We start from the raw sequence: 25,670 nt of genomic DNA on the forward strand, positions 1-25,670 counted from the left end.
CCGGATTCATCACGCCAAGCTGCTCCAACCGTTCCTGGACGAACTGAATGGTCGACTCGAATTGGTGTTTCTGCCGCCTTACAGCCCGCAGTTAAATATTGTTGAAGGGCTCTGGAAATGGCTGAAATCCAATGTAATCAACAATGTGTTCTATCACACCGTTGCCGACATTCGAAAAAACGTCGGTTTGTTCATGGACGAAATTATGAAAAACCCAAGTTCCATTATCGATCGGCTTTGTGTCAGGATGTAACTATCGATTTCTTTAGTTCAAATTATATAGCTAATTAATCCACAACGAGTTCTAGGCTAGCTAAATCAGGATTGTATTATCTCTCATCTGCCCCCAGCCGCATAAGCCTCTGAGAACTCCGTTATGATCTGCTGGCCGCCCTGCTGCTTCCACTGCTGAACCTGGGCCTTGAATCCGGCCGCGTCCAGATTGCCCAGCATGTAATTGTACGTGGCGTCGGAGATGATCTTGTAGAGCTCCACGCTCTTCTCGTCATACGTCTTCGACTCCAGGCCGATGGTCGGGTCCTTCACGATGAACTTATCGTTGTCCGCCGTATACTGCTCCGCGATCTCCCACAACTTCTCCTGCTCGCCGACCTTCATTACATTCGGGTTGCTGAGATCCGCGATCATGAGTGCATAGAGCGCGTCGATCTCGGATGTGCGAAGCTGCGAGGTTTCCTCTGGAAGCTGTACTTCTCCGTCCTTCAAGAGATAATGCTTGTTCTCGATGCCGTATTTGAGCACATTGGCGACATCCTTATCCATCGTGCGATCGAAGAAGCTGAGCATATTCAGCAGTTCATCCTCCGTCCGAATCGCCTTCTTCGAGAACAGATAGAGGCCGTTGTAATTCGGGATCGACCACACATGATAGCCGCTCGGTCCTTCGATGCGATTCGCCAAGGTGAAGCCGGCCCCCGGATTGAATTGCTTCGCCTCCTCCGCCAGACGCTGCACGTCGGTCATGCTGCCGATATAGACGCCCGCGATGCCCCGAATAATCAAATCCCGCTGCATCTCCTTGCTTGTCACGGCGAAATCCTTATTGACGAGTCCTTCCTTATACAAGCGCTTCATGAAATCCATCGTATCTATATAGGGCTGCGTTTCGAATTCCGGAACAATCTGCCCCCCCTGAACCCCCCAATTATTCGGCGTGCCGAAATAAGAGCTGAGCGTCTTGAAGGCCCCGAACACCAGATCATTGCGATCCGCAAGCCCGATTGTGTCATCCTTGCCGTTGCCGTCCGGATCCTCCTTCGTGAACGCACGCAGCACCTCATAGAGCTCCTCTAACGTTCCCGGCTTCTTGAGACCGAGCGCATTCAACCAATCCTCGCGAATAATAATGCCTTGCCTGGAGGAGGGGCGCTCCGTGTACAAGCCGTATATTTTGCCGTCGATCGCTGCCTGATTCAAGATATCGTCGTTCAGATGCCGTAAATTCGGGAATTGGTCCAGATAAGGTCCGATTTCCCAGAACGCGCCAGTCTTAATGGAATTTTTCATGAACATATAATCGGTATATTTCACAAAGGTCGCTTTCTTGAGCGAATTGGTCGTGAGCGCGGTGTTCATCTTATCGGTATAGATGCCGTCCGGCACCCAGTTGATGTCCAGCTTCACGCCGGTAAGCTTCTCGAGCAGCTGCATGACTTCGTCGCTGGGGGGATGCGGAAAGTGCAGCGGAGCCATGATGCTTACTTCGTGAACAGCTCCCTTGCCCGATCCAGCCTCTCCATCCGCAGATGAGGAGCATGCGGCGCATAGAACGGCAATAGCAATCAAGATCGCCGCGCTTCTTGCGCAATTAGCGGCGAACAAGCCCTTCAACAACGACATCAAGAACTCCTCCTTGTCTTTGCGCCCCATAACCGACATAATCTAAGCAAATGATTATCGATTCCAAAGATGATCATTGCCGGGAATGTATGCGTTTACTAGAATAAGATGTATATCTATTATACCAATTCAGACAGGTAAGGTGTGGCTGCCATGCGATCATTATCTTTTCTCAGCAAAATGACTCTGTTCGGGTTCCTTCTCAGTACGCTTCCGGTGATCTTCATCGGCGCATTCTCGTATGCGACTTCGTCCAATGAGATTCAGAAGAATGTCAACGACGGGAAGCTGCAATTAATCATGCAAATTAATTCCAATGTAGAGCAGAAGCTCACAACTGTCAACCATACCTTGAATCAGGTCATTCAATCGACCGTGCTGAAGAAGGCGATGAATCTGAAGCTCTCCGCAACCGACTTCATGACGTACAATGATCTTCGCAATGAAATCCGGTACATGCAGTCCTTCGACACGAAGCTGGAGGATGTTGTCGTCATCAACGAGCGGCATAACTGGATGATTAAGAACTCCGGTCTGTATGATTTCGATCAATACGCCTATTACGACGAGCTGAAGGCGCTCCTTGGCACCGGACAGGGGAATTCCTGGGTGCTGACGCCTTCTGAATGGTTCTACAGCGAGGAGAATGCCCGCAGCAGCGTGGAGTGCCCGTACAGCATCAGCTTGATCAAGCTTCTCCCGTCCACCGGGCTCGAGAAATACGGGCTCGCCCTGGCCAATATCCCCACCTGCAGCTTGCAGGATCTTCTTGAGACGGGAAAAACGGAGGATCCCTATGCCAATATCATTATTCTCGACGAGAACAATCGCATCCTTCTGCATCATGACTCTGAATTGATTGGCAAAGCCGCATCCGCCGCGGGCATTCCCGCCGAAGACCTGATTGGCGGCTCCGGCCAATTCGAGACAGCCATCAGCGGCGCGAGGCAATCCGTGTCTTACTACCGCTCCGAGTTGAACGGCTGGCAGTATCTATCCGTTACCTCCATCTCCAGCATGACGAAAGAGTCGGGCAAGATCGGGATGTACACCGTCTATATATGCGTGCTGATGCTCCTGCTCTCCATGCTGCTCGCATGGCTCGGCTCGCGCCGGATGTATTCGCCGATTCAGCTGCTCCTGACCCAGATCGGCGAGCGGGCTGCGGATATTCGAAAGCGTCACAAGAATGAATTTCAAGCGATCGGCGATCGCGTGCACACCTTGTTCCAATCCAAGAGCATGCTGGAGAAAGAGGTGCAGCAGCATATTCATCAAGTGCGAACCTTCTTCCTTATGAGGGCGCTGCAAGGCAATGTTCGGGTCAGCGAAATTCCCGACAAGCTGAAGCAATTCGGCTACAGCGATCACCTGCAGAACTGGAAGACGATCTCCGTCATCACGCTGCAGATCGATTTCCTGGAAGACACCAGGTACTCCAAGGAGGATACCGAGCTGCTCTTCTTCGCGATTCAGAATATGCTGGAGGAGCTCATTCCGCGCGGTTCCAGACTTGCGCCCGTTGTCATGGACGGCACGATTGTGACAGTCATCGGCAGCGCAGAGCAAGATCTGAGCGGCTTCCACCAGGAGTTGAATGGATTGACCGAGAAGCTTCAGAGCGAGATCGCCCATTATCTGCATCTTCAAGTGAGCATCGGCGTAAGTCTGCCGTTCTCCTCCTTCGATCAGCTTGCCGGCGCCTATCGCGAGGGCCGGGAAGCGCTCAAGCAGCGCATGAAGCTTGGCGACGGCATCATTATTCAATACGAGAAGCACAGCGAAGGCAAGCATTATCTGAATCTAAGCTACCCCGGCTATATCGAGAACGAGCTTGGCGACGCAATCAAGCTGGGCGAGAAGGAAGCCTCCAAGGAACTGCTCGGGCAGTTCTTGCAGGCTGTGTTCGCGGCAGAGCTGACGCCGCAGGAATATCAGATTCCTCTTGCCCGGCTGCTCAACAATTTGCTCGTTATGATGCAGGAATCCGGCGTGAGCCTCAGCCAGGTGCATCCCATGAAGGGCTCACTGCTGGAGGAACTGCTCAGCCTGCATACGTACACGGAGATCGAAGACTGGTTCTGGAGCTGCGTCATTCATCCGCTTATCAAGATTTTCAAGGACAGGCAAGAAGCGCAGTACCACAATATCTCGGAGAAAATCATTGATTTGGTTCAGCAGCATTATGAAACCGACCTCACCATGGAGGAATGCGCGGCGAAGCTTCATTATAACGCGAACTATCTTAGCAGCGTCTTCCGCAAGGAAACCAATCACTCCTTCAGCGAATATCTGTCGATGTATCGCTTCAAGATGGCGAAGAAATGGCTGGCAGAGAGCGATATGCCGATTAAGGATATCGCGGCGAGACTGCGTTACAACAATTCTCAGAATTTCATCCGCTCCTTCCGGAAGCAAGAGGGACTTACGCCCGGGCAATATCGGGGGAAGAAGCGCGCATAATTGCGTGCTGAGTTTGTTCATTTTGGCGGACACAGGAGGCGCTATATCCTCAATAAATTAAAAAAAACGCCGTTTTATTGAATATAAAGTCATCTCTGTCCGCGAAATCCTAAAAATAGCTCATTCCGCTAAAATAGTGCATCTACGGTCCGCTCCGATTCTCCGCAGCCATAGACATGATCCATACCTTGTCCAGACTGACCATTATTCGTTTAATGGACTTTTTGAACACCTTCTAAAAGCCCCTCCATCTCCACGCAGGCCATGATGAACGCTCCGACGCCGTGAAGGTCGTTGCTGATTCTCGGCCTTGTCGAGTAATGCTCGTAATCTCCGGCCGAGGTGCCGATACAGATATCGGGCAAGAGGAGGCCATGCTCGTCCTGCTTCAGTATGGCTATCAGGCCCTCATAGCCTCTGCGGGCGGCGGCAACTCCCTCTTCGCCGATTAGTCCCCGTTTGTACGCCTTAGCCAGCGTATAGACGAATAGACAGGAACATGACGTCTCCAGCCAATTATCCGCCAGATGTCCCTTGTCAACCACCTGATACCATAATCCGCTCGGGGCATCCTGATAACGAATCAGCGACTGAGCGAGTTCGGCAAGCGATGCTTCGAGATGCGCATGACTCTCGGGAAGCTCATCCATAAACTGCGCGACCGCGAGGCCATACCAGCCTATGGCTCTTCCCCACAGCTCCGGCGAGCAGCCCGTGACTTCATCCGCCCACGGCATCCTCCCGCTCTCGTCCCACGCATGATAGAACAAGCCCGTCTCTTGGTCTCGTGCATGGAAGCGCATCAACGCTTCCTGCTGCAGAACCATCGCCCTCAGTCCGTCCTCATCGTATGCATTCGCATATTTCAGAGCGAACACGCCGCCCATGTACAGACCGTCCAGCCACATGTTATAAGGATACTTATCCTTATGGAAGAAGCCTCCCTCCGAGGTTTGATGCAGGGTGCCGAACAAGCCTCTCAGCTTATCCGCCGCCTTCTGATAACGCAGATCGCCTACCGCCTGCTTGTCAAGCCGGAAGAGCAGCAGCCCCGGTTGTATCGCATCGAGTTGGTCGCGGGCGAAGTCGAAGTTGCCGTTGACGTCCACCAGCTTATCCACATAACGCTTGATATATGCGTTGTAACGCTCGCAGCGCTCCTTCGCCCCCCCTGCATCCTGCTCCCTTACGAGAAGCATCTCCATCGCGCACAGGAAGACGCCCTGATGATAATGCCAGCGCCCCGCGGGAGGAAGCTCCTCCGGCGCGTATCTGCCCGCCAGCGTATCACATGCTGCCCTTGCCCATTCAAGCGGAGACAGCTTCTTCGTCATTTCTACCATAACCGCATCCTCCCCCTTTCACCCCAATATGCCGCAGCCGGTTCGCTTTGCCCAGCGCTGAGCCAGCTACCCCTTGATCGAACCGAGCATCGCACCCTTGGCGAAATGCTTCTGCAGAAACGGATAGATAACCAGAATCGGCAGCGTCGCCACTACGATAACCGCCATCTTGATTGTCTGATCCGGCGGCGGAACCGCGGAATCCAGATCCGAGCTGTAATCCATGCCGCTTGCAAGTACGACAATTTGGCGCAGCAGCACTTGAATCGGCCATTTCAAGCTGTCGTTCAAATACAGAATCGCGCTCATATAGGTGTTCCAATACGTCACCGCATAGAACAGCGACAGCGTCGCAATCGCGGGCATCGAGAGCGGAAGCACGATGCGGAACAGAATGCCGAAGTCGCTGCAGCCATCGATTTTGGCGGATTCCTCAAGACCTTCGGGGATATTTTGGAAGAAATTCTTCAATATAATAAGGTTGAACGCGCTGATGGATGTCGGAATGATCAAGGCCAGATAGCTGTCGATCAGTCCCATCCCCCGCACGACCAGGAATGTCGGAATCAATCCGCCGCTGAAGAGCATCGTGAAGACAACGAGGAACATAATGATCCTGCGTCCGTCCAGATCCCTGCGCGACAGTCCGTATGCCATAAGCGATGTCACCAGCATGGAGAAGATCGTTCCGAAGAACGTAACGCCTATCGACACGCCCATCGCCCGGAAAATCGTATTCGTCGAAAAAATAAACTTGTATGCGTCAAAGCTCCACACGGTCGGAATCAGAATGAATTTCTTCACCGCCATCTCCGCGCTTGTCGTGAACGACCCCGCAAGCACATGGAGAAACGGCAGCACCGTCACAAATGCAATGATTGACAATAACGTATAATTTAGAGCGGCGAATAATCGCCCTTGAAGCGTACGGTCCTCTACCATAGGTCACCCTCCTGATCCATTGTCCTTGTGTAATTCAGCTCTAGGGCGTGTGTGCAAACTCCGAAGGAAGCAGATTATGCCGAATTTCCGTTCCATGCAAGGCGGTTTTTCGAAGGTGTACCGGGGGTACATCAAGGAAAAGCAACGCAGTAGGGGGCGAAAAGGCGGTGTAAGATGCCCCTAAGGGGGGTTGCATACACGCCCTAATACACGCCTTCCTCGCCCATCTTCTTCGCCAGCTTGTTCGCCAGCATGACCATAACAAGTCCAACCAACGATTTGAAGAAGCCGATCGCCGTGCTATAGCTGAATTGACCTTGTTGCAGGGCAGCCGTATACACATACGTATCGATAATCTCAGCCACGTCGCGGTTCATCGCGTTAAGCAGCAGATACACATGCTCGAAGCCAAGCTCCAGCACATCGCCAATTTTCAATATGAGCAAAATAATAATGACGCTGCGTATTGCCGGAAGCGTAATATGCCATACTTGTCTGGCTCTGCCCGCGCCGTCCATGCGCGCCGCTTCGTAAAGCTGCGGATCGACGGAAGCGATTGCCGCCAGATAAATGATCGTGCCCCAGCCCGCTTCCCGCCAGATGACCTGAATGATATAGGTTGGCCGGAACCACTCCATGCTGAGCAAGAAATTAATCTTCTCCATCCCGAAGTAGACAAGCATCTCGTTCACAATACCGCCGTCCATCGTCAGCATAACGAAGGAGATCGACACGATGATCACCCAAGACATGAAATGCGGCAAGTAGACCAACGTCTGGAAGAAGCGCTTGAAGAAGGAAATTCGAACCTCGTTGAGCATAAGCGCCAGAATAATCGGTATCGGGAAGTAGAAGAGCAAGTTCATCCCGAACAGAAGCAAGGTATTGGTCAGGATATTCAGGAAATCCGGCTCCGTGAAGAGACGGTGGAAATGCTTGAAGCCGACCCATTCGCTGCCCCGAATGCCCCAATGCGGCTTGTAATCCTCGAAGGCAATAACGAGTCCGAGCATCGGCACATATTTGAAGATAATGAAATAGATAATTCCCGGGACCGTCATGACGTACAGCCATTTGTTGCGCCAGAGCCGCCGTTTCAGCTCGCTGCTTCTTCTCAGCCCCGGCGTCCCCTGTTGTTGCTGAATGGTTGCTTGCGGCATAAGGCTTCTTCCTCTCTATACCTAGTGTTGTTGTTCGATGAGCGATGATTGTGCCTGCTTTCGAGATAGGAAGCTGTCTGATGCCGAGCGCAGGTATTCAAGCTACCTGCATTCGGACAACAGACGGCCTGCCGGCATCCTTGCTTATCTGCTTGCCTGCTTATGCATGACTCTCGCAGTCATTCGCTATTTCTTATAGGCTGCAGAGTATTCCTCAATCATTTTCTCGCCGCCGCGTCCCTTCCAATCCTCAATCGCCTTGTCGAAGCCGGCTTTGTCGATCTGTCCATACATATATTTGTAAGTCGCGTCCTTGATCAATTCCTGCAGCTGCGTACCCATCTCCGTGTATGTCGGGGAATCAAGCGGCGCAGTCGGATCGTTCACGGCTACTTTCTCGTTCTGAGGGATCAACTCTTCCGCATGAACGCGCGCCGGCAGATCAATATAGCTCTCATACATGCCGTTTGTTTCCGCTTCTCCGATCACACTGTCCTTAAAGCCCTTCACTTCGCGCTCTGTCAGCTCCTTGTCCTCGGAAGCTTTCGCTTTGCCGTCTACAACGGTGTAATGCGTGCCTTCAATGCCCCAATACATCATGTTCGACACTTCTGGCGTCATCATCTTGTCGAAGAAAGCAAGAATCTTCTTCAGATCTTCTTCAGATTTGGTCGCGTTTTTCGGGAACAATACGACGTTGTTGTAGCCAGGAATAGCCCATGAGCCTTTCTCGCCGTTCGGACCCGTAAGCAAGCTTGCCACATCGATAACCGCAGATGGAACGTTTTTGATCAAATCCTTCTGCAAGGAGTTCACATCCTGCATGGAACCGATGTACACGCCTGCCTTGCCGCTTGTGAACAGGTTAATCTGATCCGTCTTGCTAGTTGCCGCGAAATCGACATTCATCAGCTTGTTGTCACGAAGCTTCTTCATGAAGTCCATTGTCGCGATATAGCCGTCGGACATGAATTCCGGCTGCAGTCCGCCGTCCTTCTCGCCCCAGTTATTCGGTGTGCCGAACCAAGAGGACAGCGTCTTGAACGCTCCATACACCAGGTCGTTCCGATCTGTCAGGCCGATTGTGTCGTTCTGACCGTTCTTGTCCGGATCTCCGTTCGTGAATTTCTCGATCATATTGTAAAGCTCATCCGTCGTTGTCGGAGCGCTGAGTCCCAGATTATCCGCCCAGTCCTTGCGGAAAATAATGCCTTGACGCGCCAGCGGACGTCCGATGTACAAGGAGTACAGCTTGCCGTCAACCTTCGTATTGTTCAGTACTTCAGGCTTCAGCTTGCTGAGATTCGGGAATTCGCTGAGGTATGGGCCGATCTCCCAGAATTGTCCGTCGCGAATCGCTTCTCTCATCTGCATGAATGTCGCCTGGTTCTTCATATAAGTAACCTGCGGCAATGAGCCTGTCGCGAACGAAGCGTTCAGCTTCTCTTCATACGTGTCAGCCGGGAAGAATTGATAAGTTAGCTCCGTATTCGTCAGCTTCTCGACTTCCTTCTTAATCGTGTCCGGCGGCGTCTCGGCCGTATTCAGCGGAAGCATGATCGTTATCTTCGTCGGCTTCTCTGGCTCTGCCGGTTTTGCCGTCTCTTCTGTCTTAGCCGTCGGGTCCGCGCCTGCCGATTTCTCAGGCTCGTTATTATTGCCGTTGTTGCTGCTGTCCGAGCAAGCAGCGAGCACGAAGCTCATCGCTAACACGAGACTCATGAGTACCGAAACCATTTTTTTGTTCATACATCCAGACCTCCGATTTTCGTTTTGGATTGCTTTCGAACATCTTCAGCTTAGCAGGCGCGAAGTCGGTTCCGATACAATCATTTGCTTAGAAAACCCTGTCGTGACGCCATTTCTGAGCTAATGATTATCGGGCGGGCACATGACACCTCGAGCCCTGGGGCACAAGGTATAACTTTCGTTATAGTCGCGAAAAGGCGATGTCTGCAACTTTTGCTAGGTTTCATAAGCTGCCATCTCGGCTACGATTGTCACACAGAGACAAGTCAGCTTAGATGAGCAGCCATTACTTTCAAAGGGGCAATTGGAATGCTGGTAGTAGGCAGAAAGCCGGGGGAATACGTTGTCATCAATGACAAAATTATCGTGAAGGTCATCAAGAGCAAGGACGGTCAGCTAAGGCTCGCGATCGATGCGCCGGAGGAGATTTCCATCGTACGCGGCGAGCTGGTGGTTGACGAGGCAGGCGGAGACGAATAGCTTCGGACTTTCGCCTTATTGACATCGACGAGGCAAGCTTGCATTTTTTTTATGAATTTTTCAAAATAGTACTAAACATTTGTCCGCATCTGTCGATATATGTAGTGTAAGCATCATATTACACTCATGGACGAGTGAATAGGCGCAGCTGACAAGACGAAGCGTTTCGTGTTGCAGGCGCATATTTACTCGTCTTTTTTCTTTGTGTAAGGAGTTCGCGGCATGAAACGCTTAGAGTAACCTAATAATCAAGGCTTAGGGATGAGCAGACGATCGATTGACGTTCTTCAGGAGGAAGAGCGGCAGCGATTTGTTTGCTCATTTTTTTGTGGGCGCTATCAACAACATTCCAAGGAGGATGGTCGCATGCTCGTATTAGGCAGAAAACCAGGGGAATATGTCGTCATTGACAACAATATTATGGTGAAGGTCGTGAAGAGCGACGAAGGTCATCTGCGCCTCGCCATTGATGCGCCGAAGCACGTGCCGATCGTGCGGGGAGAACTGTACGAAGAGCAGAAGCTGAAAATTGTTTCTTCTAATTAAGTAAGCCATAACGTACACAGTTACCTTCCACTTAGGGATGAGTGGTGCAGATCAGGGACGACCGGGACTTATGGGCTTGCTGTGAACACGCTGGATTGGCGCGCGATCCAGGATGTGAGCAGACAAGCGCATAGAGGCGGCAAGAAGAATGCAAACGGATCTGCATTCCAAATCAACCACACGGAGGTAATGAAACATGATTATCAATCACAACATCGCGGCATTGAACACATCCCGTCAACTGGGCGTCAATGGCGCAAACTCATCCAAAAACCTTGAGAAGCTGTCTTCCGGCCTACGCATCAACCGCGCTGGCGACGATGCTGCAGGACTCGCGATCTCCGAGAAAATGCGCGGCCAAATCCGCGGCTTGGATCAAGCGACTCGCAACGCGCAAGACGGCATCTCCCTCATCCAAACGGCTGAAGGCGCGCTGAGCGAAACACACTCCATCTTGCAGCGTATGCGCGAGCTGGCTACACAATCGGCGAATGATACGAATACGACGAAAGACCGTGAAGCGATTCAGGAAGAGATGAATCAGCTTTCGTCCGAGATCAACCGTATCGGCAACACAACCGAGTTCAATACGCGCAAAATCTTGAACGGCGACATCTCCGTAACCGGCGATGGCAAAGTTCTGGTTGGCGCTTCGACTACGCTTGCAGCAGGCATTACCGCTGTTAATGTAGACGAAAACGCTGCTGCTGCTACTGGTGTATACGACGTTAATGTAACGTCTAATACCGTGGCCCAAATCGAATCCTCCGTTCTATCAAACGTGACCGATGCAACAGTAACTTCTGGTTCAACCGTTGATTTGACTGGCGGCGCGTACAAAATCTCCATCACTGCAGAAGATACGAAGCAATTAAATGGCGCTGCCACAGATACAGACAGCATTCTGAATACCGCTGCCGGCAACACAGCAATTACGCTGGAAAGCAATTCATCGCTGAACGATGTTGCCCACACGCTGACTGTCGATAAGGCGCAGATCTATTCCTCGATTGGCGGAGGACTAGATATCAAAGCAGGTACTGCAGATTCTACTGATTCCGGAACGTATACGATTGAAACCACTAGAACAATCGATGCAGCATCCGTAACCGAGACAGGCGCCACAAATAATACGCTGCAAGCTGACGGTGTAATCTCCAACTTCACAATGGCGTCCAACGCAACAACTGCGCAAGCGGCTGCAATTAACAATGGCTCGGCAAACTCCCTTACCATCAACGTTGTTGACGGCGGCGATGCAACAGCCGATATTACATTCACGTTCGATGATGGCGTCAACCCTGCCAGCACAGTAACAATCTCCGGCGCAGCTGGAGACGGCGCAAAGTCGGTTCAAGTTGCAGGTTTGCAGTTTGATGTAGATGTTGATGCCATTATCGGCGGTTTGAATCTTGGCGATGCCGTGAATGATACGGGCACGTATGACGGCGCAACAATTAACATCGCTTCCGGCGCAGCGCTTGACCAAGTAACAGTAACGAAAGGCGCATTGAGCGCAACGGACACAATTGCCTCTAACTCCAATGGCGACCTTACCTTTGACCTTGATGGCGGCGGCACGGATCTTACATTGACTTCAACTGGCGCATCCTTCGTATCCGGCAACACTTTGTCGACAACCGTACAAAGCCAATACACAGTCAGCCTGGAAGAGTCCGTCTCCGGTACTCAGATCGGTACAGATACTGTAGTAACCGAGCTTCAGTTGGCAAGCTCCCCGAATGCTCTTACGAACCTGTCGTTCGGCGGATCGGGCGCGCTTATCGATCTTAGCTCGTCTGCTTTGCAAGGATTGGCTGCCGGCGCAAGCTATGATGTTGACTTCACGGTTCAGACAGCTTCCGGCTACACAGCTGAATTGCAGAAGGCTGATGGAAGCGCGGTAGACGGAGCGAAATACTCCCTGTCCGGCGCTGCTGCTGACGGCACGACCATCGACCTTGGCCGTGATGTTGTCTTGACTTACGACGGTGCAGACTTGTCCGGTGACGGCGAAGTATTCTTCGGCGTTAACGACGATGTGACAGAATACACCTTCGAATTGACGAACGACGGCGGAACGGTTACGTACGATACACAAACAGCAAAAGCCGGCGATGATGTTACATTCAACAATGGCATCTCGCTTACAACTGACGAGGCTACACTTGCCAACTCGACTACAACGACTTTTGAAATCGACAATGATGAAGTCGACAAGTCTCTGACCATGCAAATCGGCGCAAACAGCGGACAAACGCTGTCTGTTGAAATCGCAGATATGCGGTCGAAGGCTCTGAAGATCACAGGTGATACTGCAAGTGACTCCATTACTGCTTCCGATGGTAAAGTAGCACACTTAACAGCTACCGATTCCGTAACTAACGACGGCAGCACAGAGTACTCACTTGATGTCAGCACAGCTGAGAATGCATCTGCTGCAATCTCCGTGCTCGACGATGCGATCAATGCTGTATCCTCGGCTCGCTCCAAGCTGGGTGCTTATCAGAACCGTCTGGAGCACACCATCAACAACCTGGGCGCTTCCTCCGAGAATCTGACAGCTGCTGAATCCCGTATCCGCGATGTGGATATGGCGAAGGAAATGATGGAGTTCACGAAGAACAACATCCTCTCCCAAGCAGCTCAAGCGATGCTTGCTCAAGCGAACCAACAGCCGCAAGGCGTTCTGCAATTGCTTCGTTAAGAGAAGACGCATTCGATCGATTAATCATGTGAAGCGGTTGACGCATTCACGGCAATTATCACGACAGACAGAAGAGAAGAGACTCTGGCTTGCCAGAGTCTCTTTTCATCCAATGAAACGGGGGGTTATACAATGGAAAAGCATACTCATATTACAGTCATGAAGCGCACATTGGCGCTGTCCTATACCTGCCTGGAAGCCATCAATCATCTTAAGACGGCCCTTGAAGCAGAGATTTCCGAAGGCGCGATACTGCTGTTCGGTGATTTGATTGAAGCCTTTATCCAGATTGAAGATTCCCTCCAATCCTTTGACAACCAGCTTCCACTGATCGAGCTGCAAGAGCCGTCGGGGGCGGTTCGCACAGCCCTCGAGCAATCTGCCGCAGCCTTCGAGAGCAACGATAATGAGCGCACATTGACAAGCATTCATAACAGCCTTCAACCCGCATTTGAAAGCTGGAAGAGTGAGTTGGAACGTATTTTGTCCCCTTTTCTGGCGGCTTAGCAACTCCATGCTTACTCTTATACTGTCACACTGCTATCCCGACACTGGCGGCGACAATGCCTTCACTCCGCCCAAATAAGGCTGCAGCGCCTCAGGAATCCGGATCGAGCCGTCCTCCTGCTGATGATTCTCGAGCAATGGTATAAGGATGCGAGGGCTCGCCACCGCTGTATTGTTGAGCGTGTGGCAGAAGCGGAGCTCTCCGGTCTCGTCCCTGTACCGAATATTCGAGCGCCGGGCCTGGAAATCCAGCACATTCGACGAAGAATGCGTCTCGCCGTATGCCGCCCTGCTCGGCATCCAGGCTTCCAGATCATATTGCTTGTACGTCTTCTGCGACATATCCCCTGTACACACCGCCATCTGGCGATAGGGCAGCTCAAGCATCTCCAGCACCTTCTTCGCATGACCCGTTATCTCTTGCAGCATCGCTTCCGATTGTTCGGGATCCGCCTTGCAGATGACGACCTGCTCCACTTTGGCGAATTGATGCACGCGGTATAGGCCATGCACGTCCCTCCCCGCCGATCCAACCTCGCTGCGGAAGCACATCGATGCCGCGCATAGCTTGATCGGCTCTTCCACATCGACAATCTCTCCCGCGTAATAGGTAACCAGCGGCACCTCCGACGTTCCAACCAGATAACGATCCTCCTCCGCAAGGCGATACGTCTGATCCTCGCCAAGCGGGAAGAAGCCCGTTCCGAACATCGCTTGCCCACGCGCCATAAGCGGAACATCCAGCAATGTGAAGCCGTGTTCCAGCAGCATATCTACGGCAAGCTGTTGTACTGCCCGGTGCAGCAGCACGCCGGCGCCTTTCAAATAATAATGCCTGCTGCCCGCAGCCTTCACCCCTCTCGCCACATCAAGCAATCCGTGCAGCTCCCCGAGCTCCATGTGATCCTTCAACGGGAAATCGAAGAGGGGCGGCTCGCCGACTCGCGTCACCTCTACATTATCCGCATCCGAGCGTCCAATCGGCGAATCTGGCGACACGATATTCGGCACGCGTTCATACCATGCCAAGAACTGCTTCTCCGTCTGCGCCAGCTCCAACTCCCATTGACCGATCCGCTCATTGCAGCGTCTCACCTCCTCCTTGCTCGCCTCGGCATCCTGCGTTCGCCCCTCGCGGAGGAGCTTAGCAATCTCGCCCGACCTCTTGTTGCGTACAGTTCTCTGCTCATCCAGCTTCCCCTGCAACCGACGTTTCCTCGCATCCAGCGCAAGCAGCTCCTCCATGGAAAGCTCTATCCCTTTCCACACCGCCACTCGCTCCACTTCCTCCGCATGCTCCCTGATCCACTTCATGTCCAACATGTCACCACGCTCCTTTTTCTGATGTAGTCGAGCCAAGGAGTTCCCGGCAAGCAACCCAACAACCAGCCCGACGTTTGAAAAAAACACAAAAAACGCTCCAAATCCCAATTGGGACGAGGAGCGTTTCTCTCGCGGTGCCACCCAAGTTGATCAGATATACATCGGCCGCCTGGCTGTCTGAGATCTGATCCTCTTCGTTCCGCGATAACGGGCGGAGCCGGTAAACTTAGGGAGATGGGAATCTCCTTGACGGGAACGCCTCCGAGTTGGATTCTCTTCACAGGCATGATGTCGATCTGTTATTTTCACGTATTATAGCTTACTTCGCTCGTTCAATGCAAGGTGTAAAATGATACCTTCGCGTCAAGCTATCATTTCCCGTCAACTAATTAAAGTCGAAAAAAAGGGGATAAGTAAACTCTATCCTATATTGAATAATAACTTCAATTGGCACCTTACTATTTTCTTTGGTACTTAAACTATCTTCGTTTTTAATATTTCCTTCGTACCAGATTTGTCCCTTATCATTCTTCTGTAGTTCTTCTGTACCTTTAAAATATATTTCAAAGCCATTCTTATTGTAATGTTCAAACACTTCTTTCTCGCTAAGTTGAGTCGATATCTTTATATATGCAACCATTGTTGGATACCCTCCACTTCCCCAAGGGCCGCCTCCATAAAAAACACCATAATCAAAATCTTTCTCAATGACTTGTGTAGCTGCCGGCATCTCATATTCAAAGAGCGTATTTGCGTATTTCTTAGCATAAGCATATTTCTGACCAACAAAAAAATAAAACATAAAGGACACACCTAATACTAGAAAAGCAATGGTTAAGACTAAAATGATCTTTGCATTGCGTTTCATATAACATCACCTCATCCAATTTAAACTTCCGGGTTAACTGAGGGCACAGCATGATGCTATCGCTGTCATTATAACGGAGCCAAGCCAATTAATGTTGCAAATATTGGGTTGCATCTTGCCCATGGATTTCTTGGATTTTTTCTCTCCATCCATCATTTATTTAATCGTTATTGCTTGGTAACTTCTTTCGTATTCATTGCTTAAAACGTCTAAAAAACACAAAAACGCTCCAAATCCCAATTGGGACGAGGAGCGTTTCTCTCGCGGTGCCACCCAAGTTGATCAGATATCTAACGGCCGCCTGGCTGTCAGCGATTTGATCCTCTTCGTTCCGCGATAACGGGCGGGGCCGGTAAACTTAGGGAGATGGGAATCTCCTTGACGGGAACGCCTCCGAGTTAGCCTAAGTGTCCGTGCCGTTCGCCGGATCTTCGATAGACCGCTCCAATCTCACAAGCCATAATCCCGGCTCGACCTCAAGCCTCTCCGCTTCAACGAAGCCATGCTGCCGATACAATTGAATGGCAGGAGCATTCTTTGCTCCGGTATGCACTTCCATGCATCGGTTCAACGCTTCACGCCCCATCACATAGCTGAGCAGATCCCTTCCAATCCCCTTGCGGAAATGCTCCGGATGAACGACAAGCCTATTGATGCTGACGCGCTCAGGATGAGATCCAGACTCAGGCTCTATATCATATGAAATAACACCTAATAATCGCTCCGTCTCCTTGTCCCTATAGCCGACAAAGCACTCTTCGCTGCGACCAATGCTCTCAACGGTGTCTCGTAGGGCAGGAATGCTGTCCGTTCCGATCAACTCAGCCTCCACCCGATAGGCGGGCAGCTGCACGGCCAGAATCTCCTGTGCGATGGAACCGCGCCTATGCTCCAGTTGTTGGATGTCACCGTTGCCCATCTCTGACCCTCCCCTCAGTCTCGCACAGTCGTTCCAATTGCGCGATTTGCAAGCTATCTCTTGCTCACACGAACGATATAATGCACGGCTTCAAACGCCAGCCCTTCTGCAGCAGCATGCTCCGCGAATACTTGCTGAATCTCAGGCAAAGCTTCTGCAATAGCAGCCACATGCACAGCGGGCAACTGACCGAAGCAGCACATCCGAATCACATCGATCGGCTCATGCAGATACTGAGTCGCATGCACCGTTTCAATCTCAGCATGTCCAAGGCCGCCTGCTGCTAATCTTTCCTTCATGTTATCCAGTATCGGTGTTCCTTCAAAGGGAGGAGAGAACAGATGAGGCATCAGCTCATGCAGCCTGCTTCCCTGACCGTCGCCTGGATGCAGGCTGATTAAGCGGCCTCCCGGCCTCAGCACTCGGGCAATATCTAGATAAGCTGAGGTGGGCCCTCGGCGATTATAGGCGCAGTCAAAGCTCTCATCTGCAAAAGGCAACGCTTCCTTCGTATTCGCCGTCACGAATCGAACATTCCTGCGAATGCCCGCATCCCCATGGGCAATGAAATCCTCCGTCACATCCACGCCGGTCACCTGCTCCGCGATGGGACTCCACTGAAGCGCGAATTCTCCGTCGCCGCAGCCGATATCCAGCACCCTCTTGCCAGCAACCATAGCCGCAACCTCCTGCTCGAATAGCTCTTCCGCATCCTGCCCTACAATTGAACTGTTCCATGGGTAGACATACTTGCCCGTCAGCTTCCCAATCTGGGCGTACCAGGCGAAGGAATGCGGCTTTATCCAATCACTGTGCTGGCTGGGAATGAAAGGTTGGTGATTCATGTCGAGCCTCGCTTTCTCGAGAAATAATGATAGGCGCTATAGTGCCTATTTTCTGAAAACACGAAAATAACCCGCCCAAGTTAACTGCCAAGGTGACGGGTTATTTTCTCTTATGCATTTCATGATGATGCGCATGACATTTTCGCTTTCAGGAACAATGATGCTTGGTATAGCTGACCTTGCTACTTAACTGAACGAGCCACAGTGACGGGTTATTTCCACAAAAATCATAACACACTTCAGGTGCTTTAGGCAATATAATTTTTAATCACTATATACAATGACCATTCCAATTATTCAAAGTATTGATCTGCATAAGCAAGCAGGTCACCTTTAATGCCATTAAAGTCTTGATTCAAGTCAAGAGTTACTATGGATATTTCATTTCCGTTCATCTTATACTTGTGGATTGGTTGGTGCAACGCTGTCGTTCTAGCATAAAGCAGCATACCGCCGACGATTTCAGCAGGCTTCCTCTCCCAATTCGTGATATAAGTGAAAATTTGATAGAGATTTCCCGATTTTTGCTTGGATGCCCCTCCCTCGAATCTTACTGCCATATTCTCAGAATAGAATTTCGCATCCACAATCAGTGTTTTATTTCCTCTTTGAAGAACAATGTCCGTTTGCATAATTGGCAATGCATCGGTAAATCCGTCATCGACGGACCACTGGATCTGTGGACGTGATACCAGATAATCCGTTTCACGTTTGTAGAAGGAAAAGATGAACTTTTCGTATAAAGACGACAGCCGCTGTTCATCTTGTACTCCCTTCCTTGATTGGTCTGCCAAATTCTCATGGAGCAATAGCTCTTCAAAAAGATATCTGCAAACATCAATAATGAATGGATAGCGAATATTTTGCCGATTATACCGAACCCTCTTCCAAACCTGCAAGCTCAGCTCTATATCTGATACTCCAGTAAAAAAGGGAAGAAAACCATAACATATTCTGCGATATTTTTGATTTATTATTGCTGAACGAGACAAGATGACAAGCGTAGCTTTCATGATTTGATTCAATAAGATATCTTCAGAGAACTCCTCATAGATCACCATGAGCTTCTTATTTACCAGCGCATTCGTCTTAATGGTGGAATTAATATCAATTTTCCCTTTAATAACAGTAGACCTTTCCTCAACAGAAACATAATCCTTACTCAGCCCGCCTCGAATTAAAACAGGTATCCCAATCGATAAAATTTCTGCATAAAGGTCTTTGATGTTTTCGAACTGTTCGGTTCCCATATGTTGATATTCCGAAAGGTTCAAAGCTTGGTAGGCATAGGAAAGCATATAATAAATATTCCGAATGGGGATCGCGCTATTCCTCTCCATCGTAACAACCCCTTAGTCGTCCCGCCCAATCCTTCGCCTTCTGTTCATCGTCAAACCAATACTCGAATAGCTGAGGAATAATTTCAAATTCCACCACTTCTTTCACACGTTTGGCAGAATCAACTTTATAGGGCTCCCCAACAAAATAACTATGTCCAATTTGAAAGCCTGCTCCAAGTTGTTCAACAATTTGATGATTCAATCGCTTAATTTCATTAATGACTCGAAGCATAACAGTAGGATTATTTAATGTGTTCAAATACTTCTCAAAGGTCTCATTTTCAAATGCTGGTCGGATTTCGACGAATGAAAATCTCCTTCTCAGAGCATAGTCCAACAGCGCTAAGCTTCTATCCGCTGTATTCATCATGCCAATAATATATAGGTTCGGTGGAACGGAAAACTTATCGTTAGAATAGAGCAGATTGATTTGCTCACCTCTCTTATCCGTTTCGATAAGCATCATGAGTTCTCCGAAAATTTTGCTCATATTGCCTCGATTGATTTCATCGATAATGAAGAAATAATCACGCTCAGGATCACGCGCCGCTTTTCTGGCAAACTTCACAAAGGGACCTTGTTTTAATTCAAAACCATCCCCTTCAGCTTTCGGACGGTAGCCCTCAATAAAATCTTCATAGCTGTAGCTTTGATGGAACTGAACCATTTGGACACGAGTCTCATCTTTCTCTTCCATCATCACATAGGCTAGACGTTTTGCTATGTACGTTTTGCCAACTCCCGGAGCGCCCTTCATAATGTAATTCTTCTTATTTTGAATGACCGAGATTAGTCGGGTTAGCTCCTCACTTTCGATAAAAACATCGGAGAGAAAGTCATCCGTAGAATAAGGGTCATTTTCTTGAAGAGTAGGTCTCGATTCAATAAAGCGAATGTAATAATCGATCGAGCTACCAGATACACCCTTGTATTTACCATAAGATTCGTCAGCTAATACAACTTCTTTCAATTGCTTCAGTTGCTCCGTATCTGTTTCCCCAAAGATTGGAGTATTAAAGTGGCTCTCTATGTCCTTTAATGCGCTCAATTTTTGCGTAACCGTTTTATCGTTCAAGGTTGTTCCATTGTCTGTGACTTGATTGGATAACCAGGTGCGAAATTCATTCACTTCCGCTTTTTTGGGATCAATCTTATCGTCATTGATGACCTGCTCAATCTCTTGAATCAGATCTGGGTATGAATTCAGACATGTCAAAGTCTTCAGCGCAATGGTCTGGCGAAGCTCCCACTTCCCTACTTGCTGCCATTCCACTTTTCTTCTATGCTTATACTCTGCCTGCCCACTATCAAAGTAATAATCCCCAGTAACGACACCACGCGCGATAACCTTCTTAATACCATCCTTGGCATACACAGTATCGCCTATCTGGATCCCCGTATAAAATTCCCACACCGCTTTTGTATCGTTAGTAGGTCGCTTGCCGTCAGCTCTCTGCTTTGATATCTCTCGTTCAACCGCTTCCTTTGAATCGTAGTTATGTAAGTCACCTAGATAATCCCAACCAATCCCAATGACACTTTCAGCATAAAAATCTTCCCATAATCTCGATTGCTCCCCAGGAGCAATAGCCCAATAGTTAATGCTAGTATCGATTTCGCCTTCTTGATTCGCGATTTTCTTTCCCTTCTTAGGATACGTTAAAGCAGGATTCTCGTTATAGTAAAGAAAGATTAAATAGGATCTAAGAAGAGCACCCCAGTCAGGTATCCCGCCTAAGTTATCCGGTTTGCTTCTCGCACCACGATTAAATTCATCTTCCGCATATCTCTGTCTGAATTGTGTTCTTCTAGTGGCAAACTCTGCTGGATATCGCGGCGTTCCCTTGCCAGCCACTAGCTTCTCGATATCATCATCACTTTGTTTCGTTATCTGTTGATAGACTTCTTTGAATTCAGAATAACTCTGATATTCGAAGAAGTTATGTTTATATCCAGGATCAAGCCCAAACTTTTCTAGAAGATAACCAAGTTGTTCAAGATAAGGGGAATACCAATTCCCAGTGTGTTCGCCCAGATTATCAGCAGCCCAGACAATATATTTTTCCTTTTGAGAACTAAAAATCGTATCCATGGTTCTCCTCCAAAATAAGTGAATTTCCCACCAAACACTTCATCTCGTTCACCACTCACTCCTTAGCCCAGGAATGTCTTGGGCTGATAACGAGCTCCTTAATCTATTTCGAGCTAGCCTTTGAAGCCTTCGCCCGCTCAACATGCTGAGCTCTAACTGTACGGTCCGTTATATTAAGGGAGGCAATTCTCTCTTTGATAGCCCTAACTTCATCGCCATTAAATCGAGGAGAAGGGTTCTCTGCTTTGAGTCTCGCTAGTTTCCGCTCAATAAACTCAGTGAGCTCCACGTCGTACACGATAAGCTCGTCCGAACCAATCTTTCTCAGCTCAGGATCGATACTGAACCTGCATCGCATTGTGAAAGAAACCATAGAAATGTATTTAACATTAGCAAAATCCGTCAATTGCTGCGCCACTGCTTTAATATGGCCGTAGTTTTGCATTAAAGGATTGTACATCTTAAACCGATTTCCAACGCTCCAATTCCGATCCTCGCGGGTCCCTTTAATCTCGCCGTTATAGTTTTTGGTTTCAATCACAAATATGCCATACGGGGTAACGATAAGATGATCGATTTGAGAGTAGCCGGTGCGTGACTTAGAATTAGGAATAAGCAGATCGCTCAAATGCTGACATTCCTTCGGCAGCTGATCCAGCTGGATATTGATTTTATGCTCACCAAGTTCACCGATACGAGTCGATTCGACCTTAGGTTTGGATGGCCTTTTTTGTGGAGCAGCTTTTGGCTTAGGATTTTCCTTTGTTTGAAATAGTGCCATCAATTTCTTTAGCATAATGAATCCCCTTTAATGTCGTCTTTTATTTGGTATAATTCGACAAATTAAATGAGAATCCCTTTTTGTAAGAAGAAAATGAAACAGGAGACGGCTAATTCATCAATCCAATTTGCCCCAAGCTAAAAAACTGCACTTAGTCAAGGAGGAGGTTATAATTTATTATTCCTAAGTATCAAGTCTTTGTTTACAAACGATAGAGTTAATACGACAAAAAGCCCAAGCGAAAAATGCTTGAGCTAGTTATAAGAAATACGCGACCGTAAGTATAGTGTTATCTCACAAAATTACTATGAGGCATCTTCACTCGTCAGTACCAGCAATGTACTCTCCCCACGAAGAGCCGTTAACACACCCATATACATAGACAAAGTCTTCTGCATTTACATTATAGTTTATCTATGCAGCAACGCTTTAACTTTTGTCCACTACCACATGGACAAGGGTCATTCCTACCAATTTTCTTATTTCCACTCTCCGCTTTAACCTTTTCGACTCGTCCTTGAAATAGCCTTTTACTATAAGCTTCGAGTTCTTCAATTCTATCACGAGGTATTTGACTCATTGTAATTGTCTTAAACTCAACATTGATTAATTCATTACGGTTACAATAGTATAGACTGATGCATAATCGGTCAACCTCATTATGCATCAACATTGACGCAAAAATATAATCCTCTTTATTTTTATCACTCATAGCTTGTATTTGAGGCTGATGAACAAATAGACAATATCTATTATCTCAGTAGGCTGACACTTGATTCATTCTATTAATTTGCCTTTGTCGTTCTAGAGATCGATCAATTGCATTTGCAATTTCGTCCCTACCATCATCATCATAATTTAGCAGGAATGTAGAAAAGTCGTACCGTTGCGATACATTATTTTGAGACATAAAATCAATAATTTCTTGAATTCTGCTAGGAATATACTGTCTGGGTTTTTCAAAGCTCAGTTGTGTATTGTGTAAACTTGCAAAATAGTTATCAATTCCTTCCCTAAAGCCCATAGCCACAAGTTTAGTTCCAAGCTCTAGTTCCTCTGCATCTAATGTATACAAATTTCTCTTTAAATATAAACCAAGGTGATCCAACTCGTCATTTAATGAAATTTGTTGTGTTTGAACTGCCTTTTTCCGTTGTTTGAAATAGTGTAAGAAATTTAAAGGTGAATCAAAAATATCGGTATATACTCTCAGATCATCTATTGATATTGAGATTGAATGAGTACCAAGCTTGATGAAGCTTAGTTTTTCTGCTTTTGCGGCAAACTCGTTAAAGTTATCTACAGTAACGCACACAGTAAACACATCAGAGAAATTGGAGTATTTTAAATCTACTTTTTTGTTCTTTTCTCGATCATATATGGACGCTGATGGGTGAGTTTCAATATATCTCAAAGTTCTCTCACATTGATAGTCCGCTTTTTCAATTAGTGCTTTAAACGATGAGACATGTGCGTTAAAGTCAGTAATAGCAGGAGTATAAACAAATGAACCTGCTTTAACTTCAACAATTATCAGAACATTATCATATACAACCAAGATATCGTTTTCTGCACAATCTTTGAGCGAGGTACCTTTTGGGTAATAGTTATCCCTATATGTTTCACATCCTGGTAGTAGCTCTATCATTAATTCTTCTACCATAACTTCACTAGCATGTTGTTGAATATGTGACCAACCATTAACATAACTTGGTTTAAGTTCTCTTATAGTTTTTTGCATTACTCTATAAATGTTATCAAATAGAGAGTAGTAATCAAAACAGTAGCTAATACCCCCTATTTCAATAAACGGTTTCTTATGCACAGGTAAATCAATAATTGGCCATCCTGCATATTCACCACTAAAAAATGTATCATTGGAATTAAGTGATAGTGACAGGCTATTAATAAGATCGTCACTCCATCCAGTAACTTTTTTTACATTGTACAATGAGTATCCAAACATATTATCAACACAGTTAGATGGGTTCTTACCAACCTGCTCAAGATACTCTTCCTCACTCTTACCAGATTTAATAAACTCTTCATAGTGATCAAACAAGTCCCCAAACTCATTAAACGCATCCACCTTACCTGAAGACAGCGAATATTCCAACTTATTTAATCCTTCTAAAAAATCGTCTACCGAAATGTGGAATAACTCATTAATTACCTCATGATGCGGCTGAATAAGACCTTTAATATGTTCAAGTTGATAGTACTGATACCGATCCCCCTTAACAGATTGTGAGTTTTGTGATTCTACAATGTATTGTAATACTTCAATATCAATACTCTCATCTTCAACCAATTTAGTTGCTGTCCAAACAAAGTAAAAGTTAACAATTTTGTTTTGTAAGTCCATGACATCATTAAGAATCCCATGATATTTACCCGATTCATCTGCTTCTTCTTCCTGTCGAACGTAGTTGCTTTCCGAGGATACAAGCACACTCTGGACATACTCTAACGCCCTAGTGATCTGGTTATCCTCTTGTTCGTATTGGAATTCAGATGTTTTGTTCATCAGCGTTAAATAAAACATTGAAACTAGAAAATTCATTAATTTAAGAGGATCACACGAAGAGATTTTAACCCTTAGATCTTGGATCAAACTATCAATTTCTTGTTTGACACTTGGGTATTCAGAGCTAATGCCCTGTAACATAGACTTATGATCATCTGAAGATATCTGATTTCTCAGAGGGTTTATATTTATTAAAGGGAAGTTCTGATTGCAATCAATACTTATTTTTTGCCCCATTTGTTCACCTCATTAATCATATTAATTAGCCATGTGCAAATATCAATTACCCTCTCAAACTATTAAATTATTATTTATCATTCCATGATTTACCAAATAATTCATTGCCGTTAGGAGAAAGTTCTAGCACCTTTGTGTCTAACAATATTTTTTGACTCTCTACTGTGTATGCTTTTTTCTTATCAAATGAAATAAATATTTGTTTTTCTGATTGAAGGTACTTCTTCAATATTTTTTCTACCGCTACATCAGCAATTTGTTTTAAGACGACAGAATCATGAATTAGTATGGGCAATACTGTTAGTTCCAGTACACTTAGATCATACACCACCATGTTTTTATATGATGTACCAGTCCCAGTATCGTCAATAGTTTCAAATTTATATTGATTTTTATCAAATGTGATAACAGGCGGCTTCTTTTGTTCCGAATATATATAATCATTGATCTCCTGCATCTTAGTGTTAATTTCTATTTGAAGTAGATATAATTGATCTTTTCTCATTTGATCCCTGCGGGCTTTGGTATCATCTCTTGATGTTTTAAGACTTATTGAGGTTAAATACGCTTTGTTTTCACTCTCTAATTTTTCGCTAATTTTTTGTATCTCCGAATATTTTGTAAGTATGGCTTTTGATAAATTTGGTATTTGAATAATTTTCTTAATGCTTTCTTCAATCGTATCAATTTCATTCTGTGATACAGAAATTAATTTGTTCAATTCTTCCTTTTTCGCCTTCAATTCTGTCCTTAAAACATCCCTTATCTCATAATGAAATTTCTCAACTTCAGTAATATTTCGTATATTAGCATCCGGAAAGAACCGTAACAAATCATCAAACTGTTCAGATCTTATTGGTGAATTTTCTTTCATATTATTCTCAATAGCTCAACTTTCGCAGCTTGAAATAGGTAGGTAGGCCTTGATGTAGCTGGGCAAAGCGGCGATCCAGTGTTGGAGTTGACGCTGAATCAAAGTCG

At 47.3% G+C, this 25,670-nt stretch carries 21 protein-coding genes; 6 read left to right on the forward strand and 15 right to left on the reverse strand.

From position 1 onward, the window contains the following. The coding region (locus tag HFP08_RS27980; RefSeq protein ID WP_206109208.1) for a transposase at positions 1 to 253 on the forward strand (253 nt) is incomplete at its 5' end. An 83-nt stretch (positions 254 to 336) separates the two neighbouring features. On the opposite strand, the gene HFP08_RS27985 is transcribed toward HFP08_RS27980, so the two are convergent. Further along, positions 337 to 1,860: an extracellular solute-binding protein gene (locus tag HFP08_RS27985; RefSeq protein ID WP_168123928.1), complete on the reverse strand. Its 1,524-nt coding sequence runs from the start codon at positions 1,858 to 1,860 to the stop codon at positions 337 to 339. 153 nt (positions 1,861 to 2,013) lie between these two features. On the opposite strand from HFP08_RS27985, the gene HFP08_RS27990 reads away from it, so the two are divergent. Then, positions 2,014 to 4,323, forward strand: a complete 2,310-nt coding sequence (locus HFP08_RS27990) for a helix-turn-helix domain-containing protein (RefSeq protein ID WP_168123929.1) — start codon at positions 2,014 to 2,016, stop codon at positions 4,321 to 4,323. A 212-nt stretch (positions 4,324 to 4,535) separates the two neighbouring features. Here the strand turns inward: HFP08_RS27990 and HFP08_RS27995 are convergent, their stop codons facing one another. The 4 genes from HFP08_RS27995 to HFP08_RS28010 form a co-directional block, all read right to left on the reverse strand. After that, positions 4,536 to 5,666: a glycoside hydrolase family 88/105 protein gene (locus tag HFP08_RS27995; protein ID WP_481856628.1), complete on the reverse strand. Its 1,131-nt coding sequence runs from the start codon at positions 5,664 to 5,666 to the stop codon at positions 4,536 to 4,538. A 66-nt stretch (positions 5,667 to 5,732) separates the two neighbouring features. Then, positions 5,733 to 6,608, reverse strand: coding sequence for a carbohydrate ABC transporter permease (locus HFP08_RS28000; protein ID WP_168123930.1), 876 nt, complete (start codon positions 6,606 to 6,608; stop codon positions 5,733 to 5,735). Positions 6,609 to 6,811: 203 nt separating this feature from the next. Further along, positions 6,812 to 7,768, reverse strand: coding sequence for an ABC transporter permease (locus HFP08_RS28005; RefSeq protein WP_168123931.1), 957 nt, complete (start codon positions 7,766 to 7,768; stop codon positions 6,812 to 6,814). A 186-nt stretch (positions 7,769 to 7,954) separates the two neighbouring features. Beyond that, on the reverse strand, positions 7,955 to 9,517 hold the full coding sequence (locus tag HFP08_RS28010) for an extracellular solute-binding protein (protein ID WP_168123932.1): 1,563 nt from the start codon (positions 9,515 to 9,517) through the stop codon (positions 7,955 to 7,957). A 309-nt stretch (positions 9,518 to 9,826) separates the two neighbouring features. Here HFP08_RS28010 and HFP08_RS28015 point away from each other — a divergent pair, with 309 nt between their 5' ends. From HFP08_RS28015 to HFP08_RS28035, 4 genes are all read left to right on the forward strand, one after another. Further along, a complete protein-coding gene (locus tag HFP08_RS28015) occupies positions 9,827 to 9,997 on the forward strand; it encodes a carbon storage regulator (RefSeq protein ID WP_168123933.1) in 171 nt (56 codons plus the stop codon). 366 nt (positions 9,998 to 10,363) lie between these two features. Then, positions 10,364 to 10,543, forward strand: a complete 180-nt coding sequence (locus HFP08_RS28020) for a carbon storage regulator (protein ID WP_168123934.1) — start codon at positions 10,364 to 10,366, stop codon at positions 10,541 to 10,543. A gap of 196 nt (positions 10,544 to 10,739) precedes the next feature. Then, the gene (locus tag HFP08_RS29435; protein WP_240941928.1) at positions 10,740 to 13,250 is read left to right on the forward strand and encodes a flagellin N-terminal helical domain-containing protein; all 2,511 of its coding nucleotides are present in this window, start codon (positions 10,740 to 10,742) and stop codon (positions 13,248 to 13,250) included. 132 nt (positions 13,251 to 13,382) lie between these two features. After that, positions 13,383 to 13,757 (forward strand): DUF8042 domain-containing protein, encoded by a 375-nt coding sequence (locus HFP08_RS28035; protein ID WP_168123935.1) that lies wholly within the window; start codon positions 13,383 to 13,385, stop codon positions 13,755 to 13,757. Between the two features lie 33 nt (positions 13,758 to 13,790). Here the strand turns inward: HFP08_RS28035 and serS are convergent, their stop codons facing one another. The 10 genes from serS to HFP08_RS28085 all read right to left on the reverse strand — a co-directional run bounded on the left by serS (position 13,791) and on the right by HFP08_RS28085 (position 25,563). Beyond that, complete coding sequence (gene serS / locus HFP08_RS28040; protein WP_168123936.1) at positions 13,791 to 15,080, reverse strand: serine--tRNA ligase; 1,290 nt, start codon at positions 15,078 to 15,080, stop codon at positions 13,791 to 13,793. A gap of 385 nt (positions 15,081 to 15,465) precedes the next feature. After that, positions 15,466 to 15,948, reverse strand: a complete 483-nt coding sequence (locus tag HFP08_RS28045; protein ID WP_168123937.1) for a hypothetical protein — start codon at positions 15,946 to 15,948, stop codon at positions 15,466 to 15,468. Positions 15,949 to 16,351: 403 nt separating this feature from the next. Continuing rightward, positions 16,352 to 16,867, reverse strand: coding sequence for a GNAT family N-acetyltransferase (locus tag HFP08_RS28050; RefSeq protein WP_168123938.1), 516 nt, complete (start codon positions 16,865 to 16,867; stop codon positions 16,352 to 16,354). A 53-nt stretch (positions 16,868 to 16,920) separates the two neighbouring features. Beyond that, a complete protein-coding gene (locus HFP08_RS28055; RefSeq protein WP_168123939.1) occupies positions 16,921 to 17,712 on the reverse strand; it encodes a class I SAM-dependent methyltransferase in 792 nt (263 codons plus the stop codon). A 293-nt stretch (positions 17,713 to 18,005) separates the two neighbouring features. Further along, on the reverse strand, positions 18,006 to 19,052 hold the full coding sequence (locus tag HFP08_RS28060) for a 5-methylcytosine restriction system specificity protein McrC (RefSeq protein ID WP_168123940.1): 1,047 nt from the start codon (positions 19,050 to 19,052) through the stop codon (positions 18,006 to 18,008). Then, positions 19,039 to 21,144, reverse strand: coding sequence for an AAA family ATPase (locus HFP08_RS29080; RefSeq protein ID WP_206109335.1), 2,106 nt, complete (start codon positions 21,142 to 21,144; stop codon positions 19,039 to 19,041). The genes HFP08_RS28060 and HFP08_RS29080 overlap by 14 nt, the downstream gene beginning before the upstream one ends. 103 nt (positions 21,145 to 21,247) lie before the next feature. Further along, positions 21,248 to 21,940: a nuclease-related domain-containing protein gene (locus HFP08_RS28070; RefSeq protein ID WP_168123941.1), complete on the reverse strand. Its 693-nt coding sequence runs from the start codon at positions 21,938 to 21,940 to the stop codon at positions 21,248 to 21,250. 388 nt (positions 21,941 to 22,328) lie between these two features. Next, positions 22,329 to 22,637, reverse strand: coding sequence for an SEC-C metal-binding domain-containing protein (locus tag HFP08_RS29790; RefSeq protein ID WP_168123942.1), 309 nt, complete (start codon positions 22,635 to 22,637; stop codon positions 22,329 to 22,331). A gap of 45 nt (positions 22,638 to 22,682) precedes the next feature. Continuing rightward, on the reverse strand, positions 22,683 to 24,689 hold the full coding sequence (locus tag HFP08_RS28080) for a hypothetical protein (RefSeq protein WP_168123943.1): 2,007 nt from the start codon (positions 24,687 to 24,689) through the stop codon (positions 22,683 to 22,685). Positions 24,690 to 24,759: 70 nt separating this feature from the next. After that, entirely contained in the window at positions 24,760 to 25,563 is an 804-nt protein-coding gene (locus HFP08_RS28085) for a DUF2326 domain-containing protein (protein ID WP_168123944.1), read from the reverse strand. Positions 25,564 to 25,670 lie beyond the last annotated feature (107 nt).

The organism is Paenibacillus sp. HB172176 (genome assembly GCF_011947265.1).
In the GTDB taxonomy this organism is placed as follows: domain Bacteria; phylum Bacillota; class Bacilli; order Paenibacillales; family Paenibacillaceae; genus Pristimantibacillus.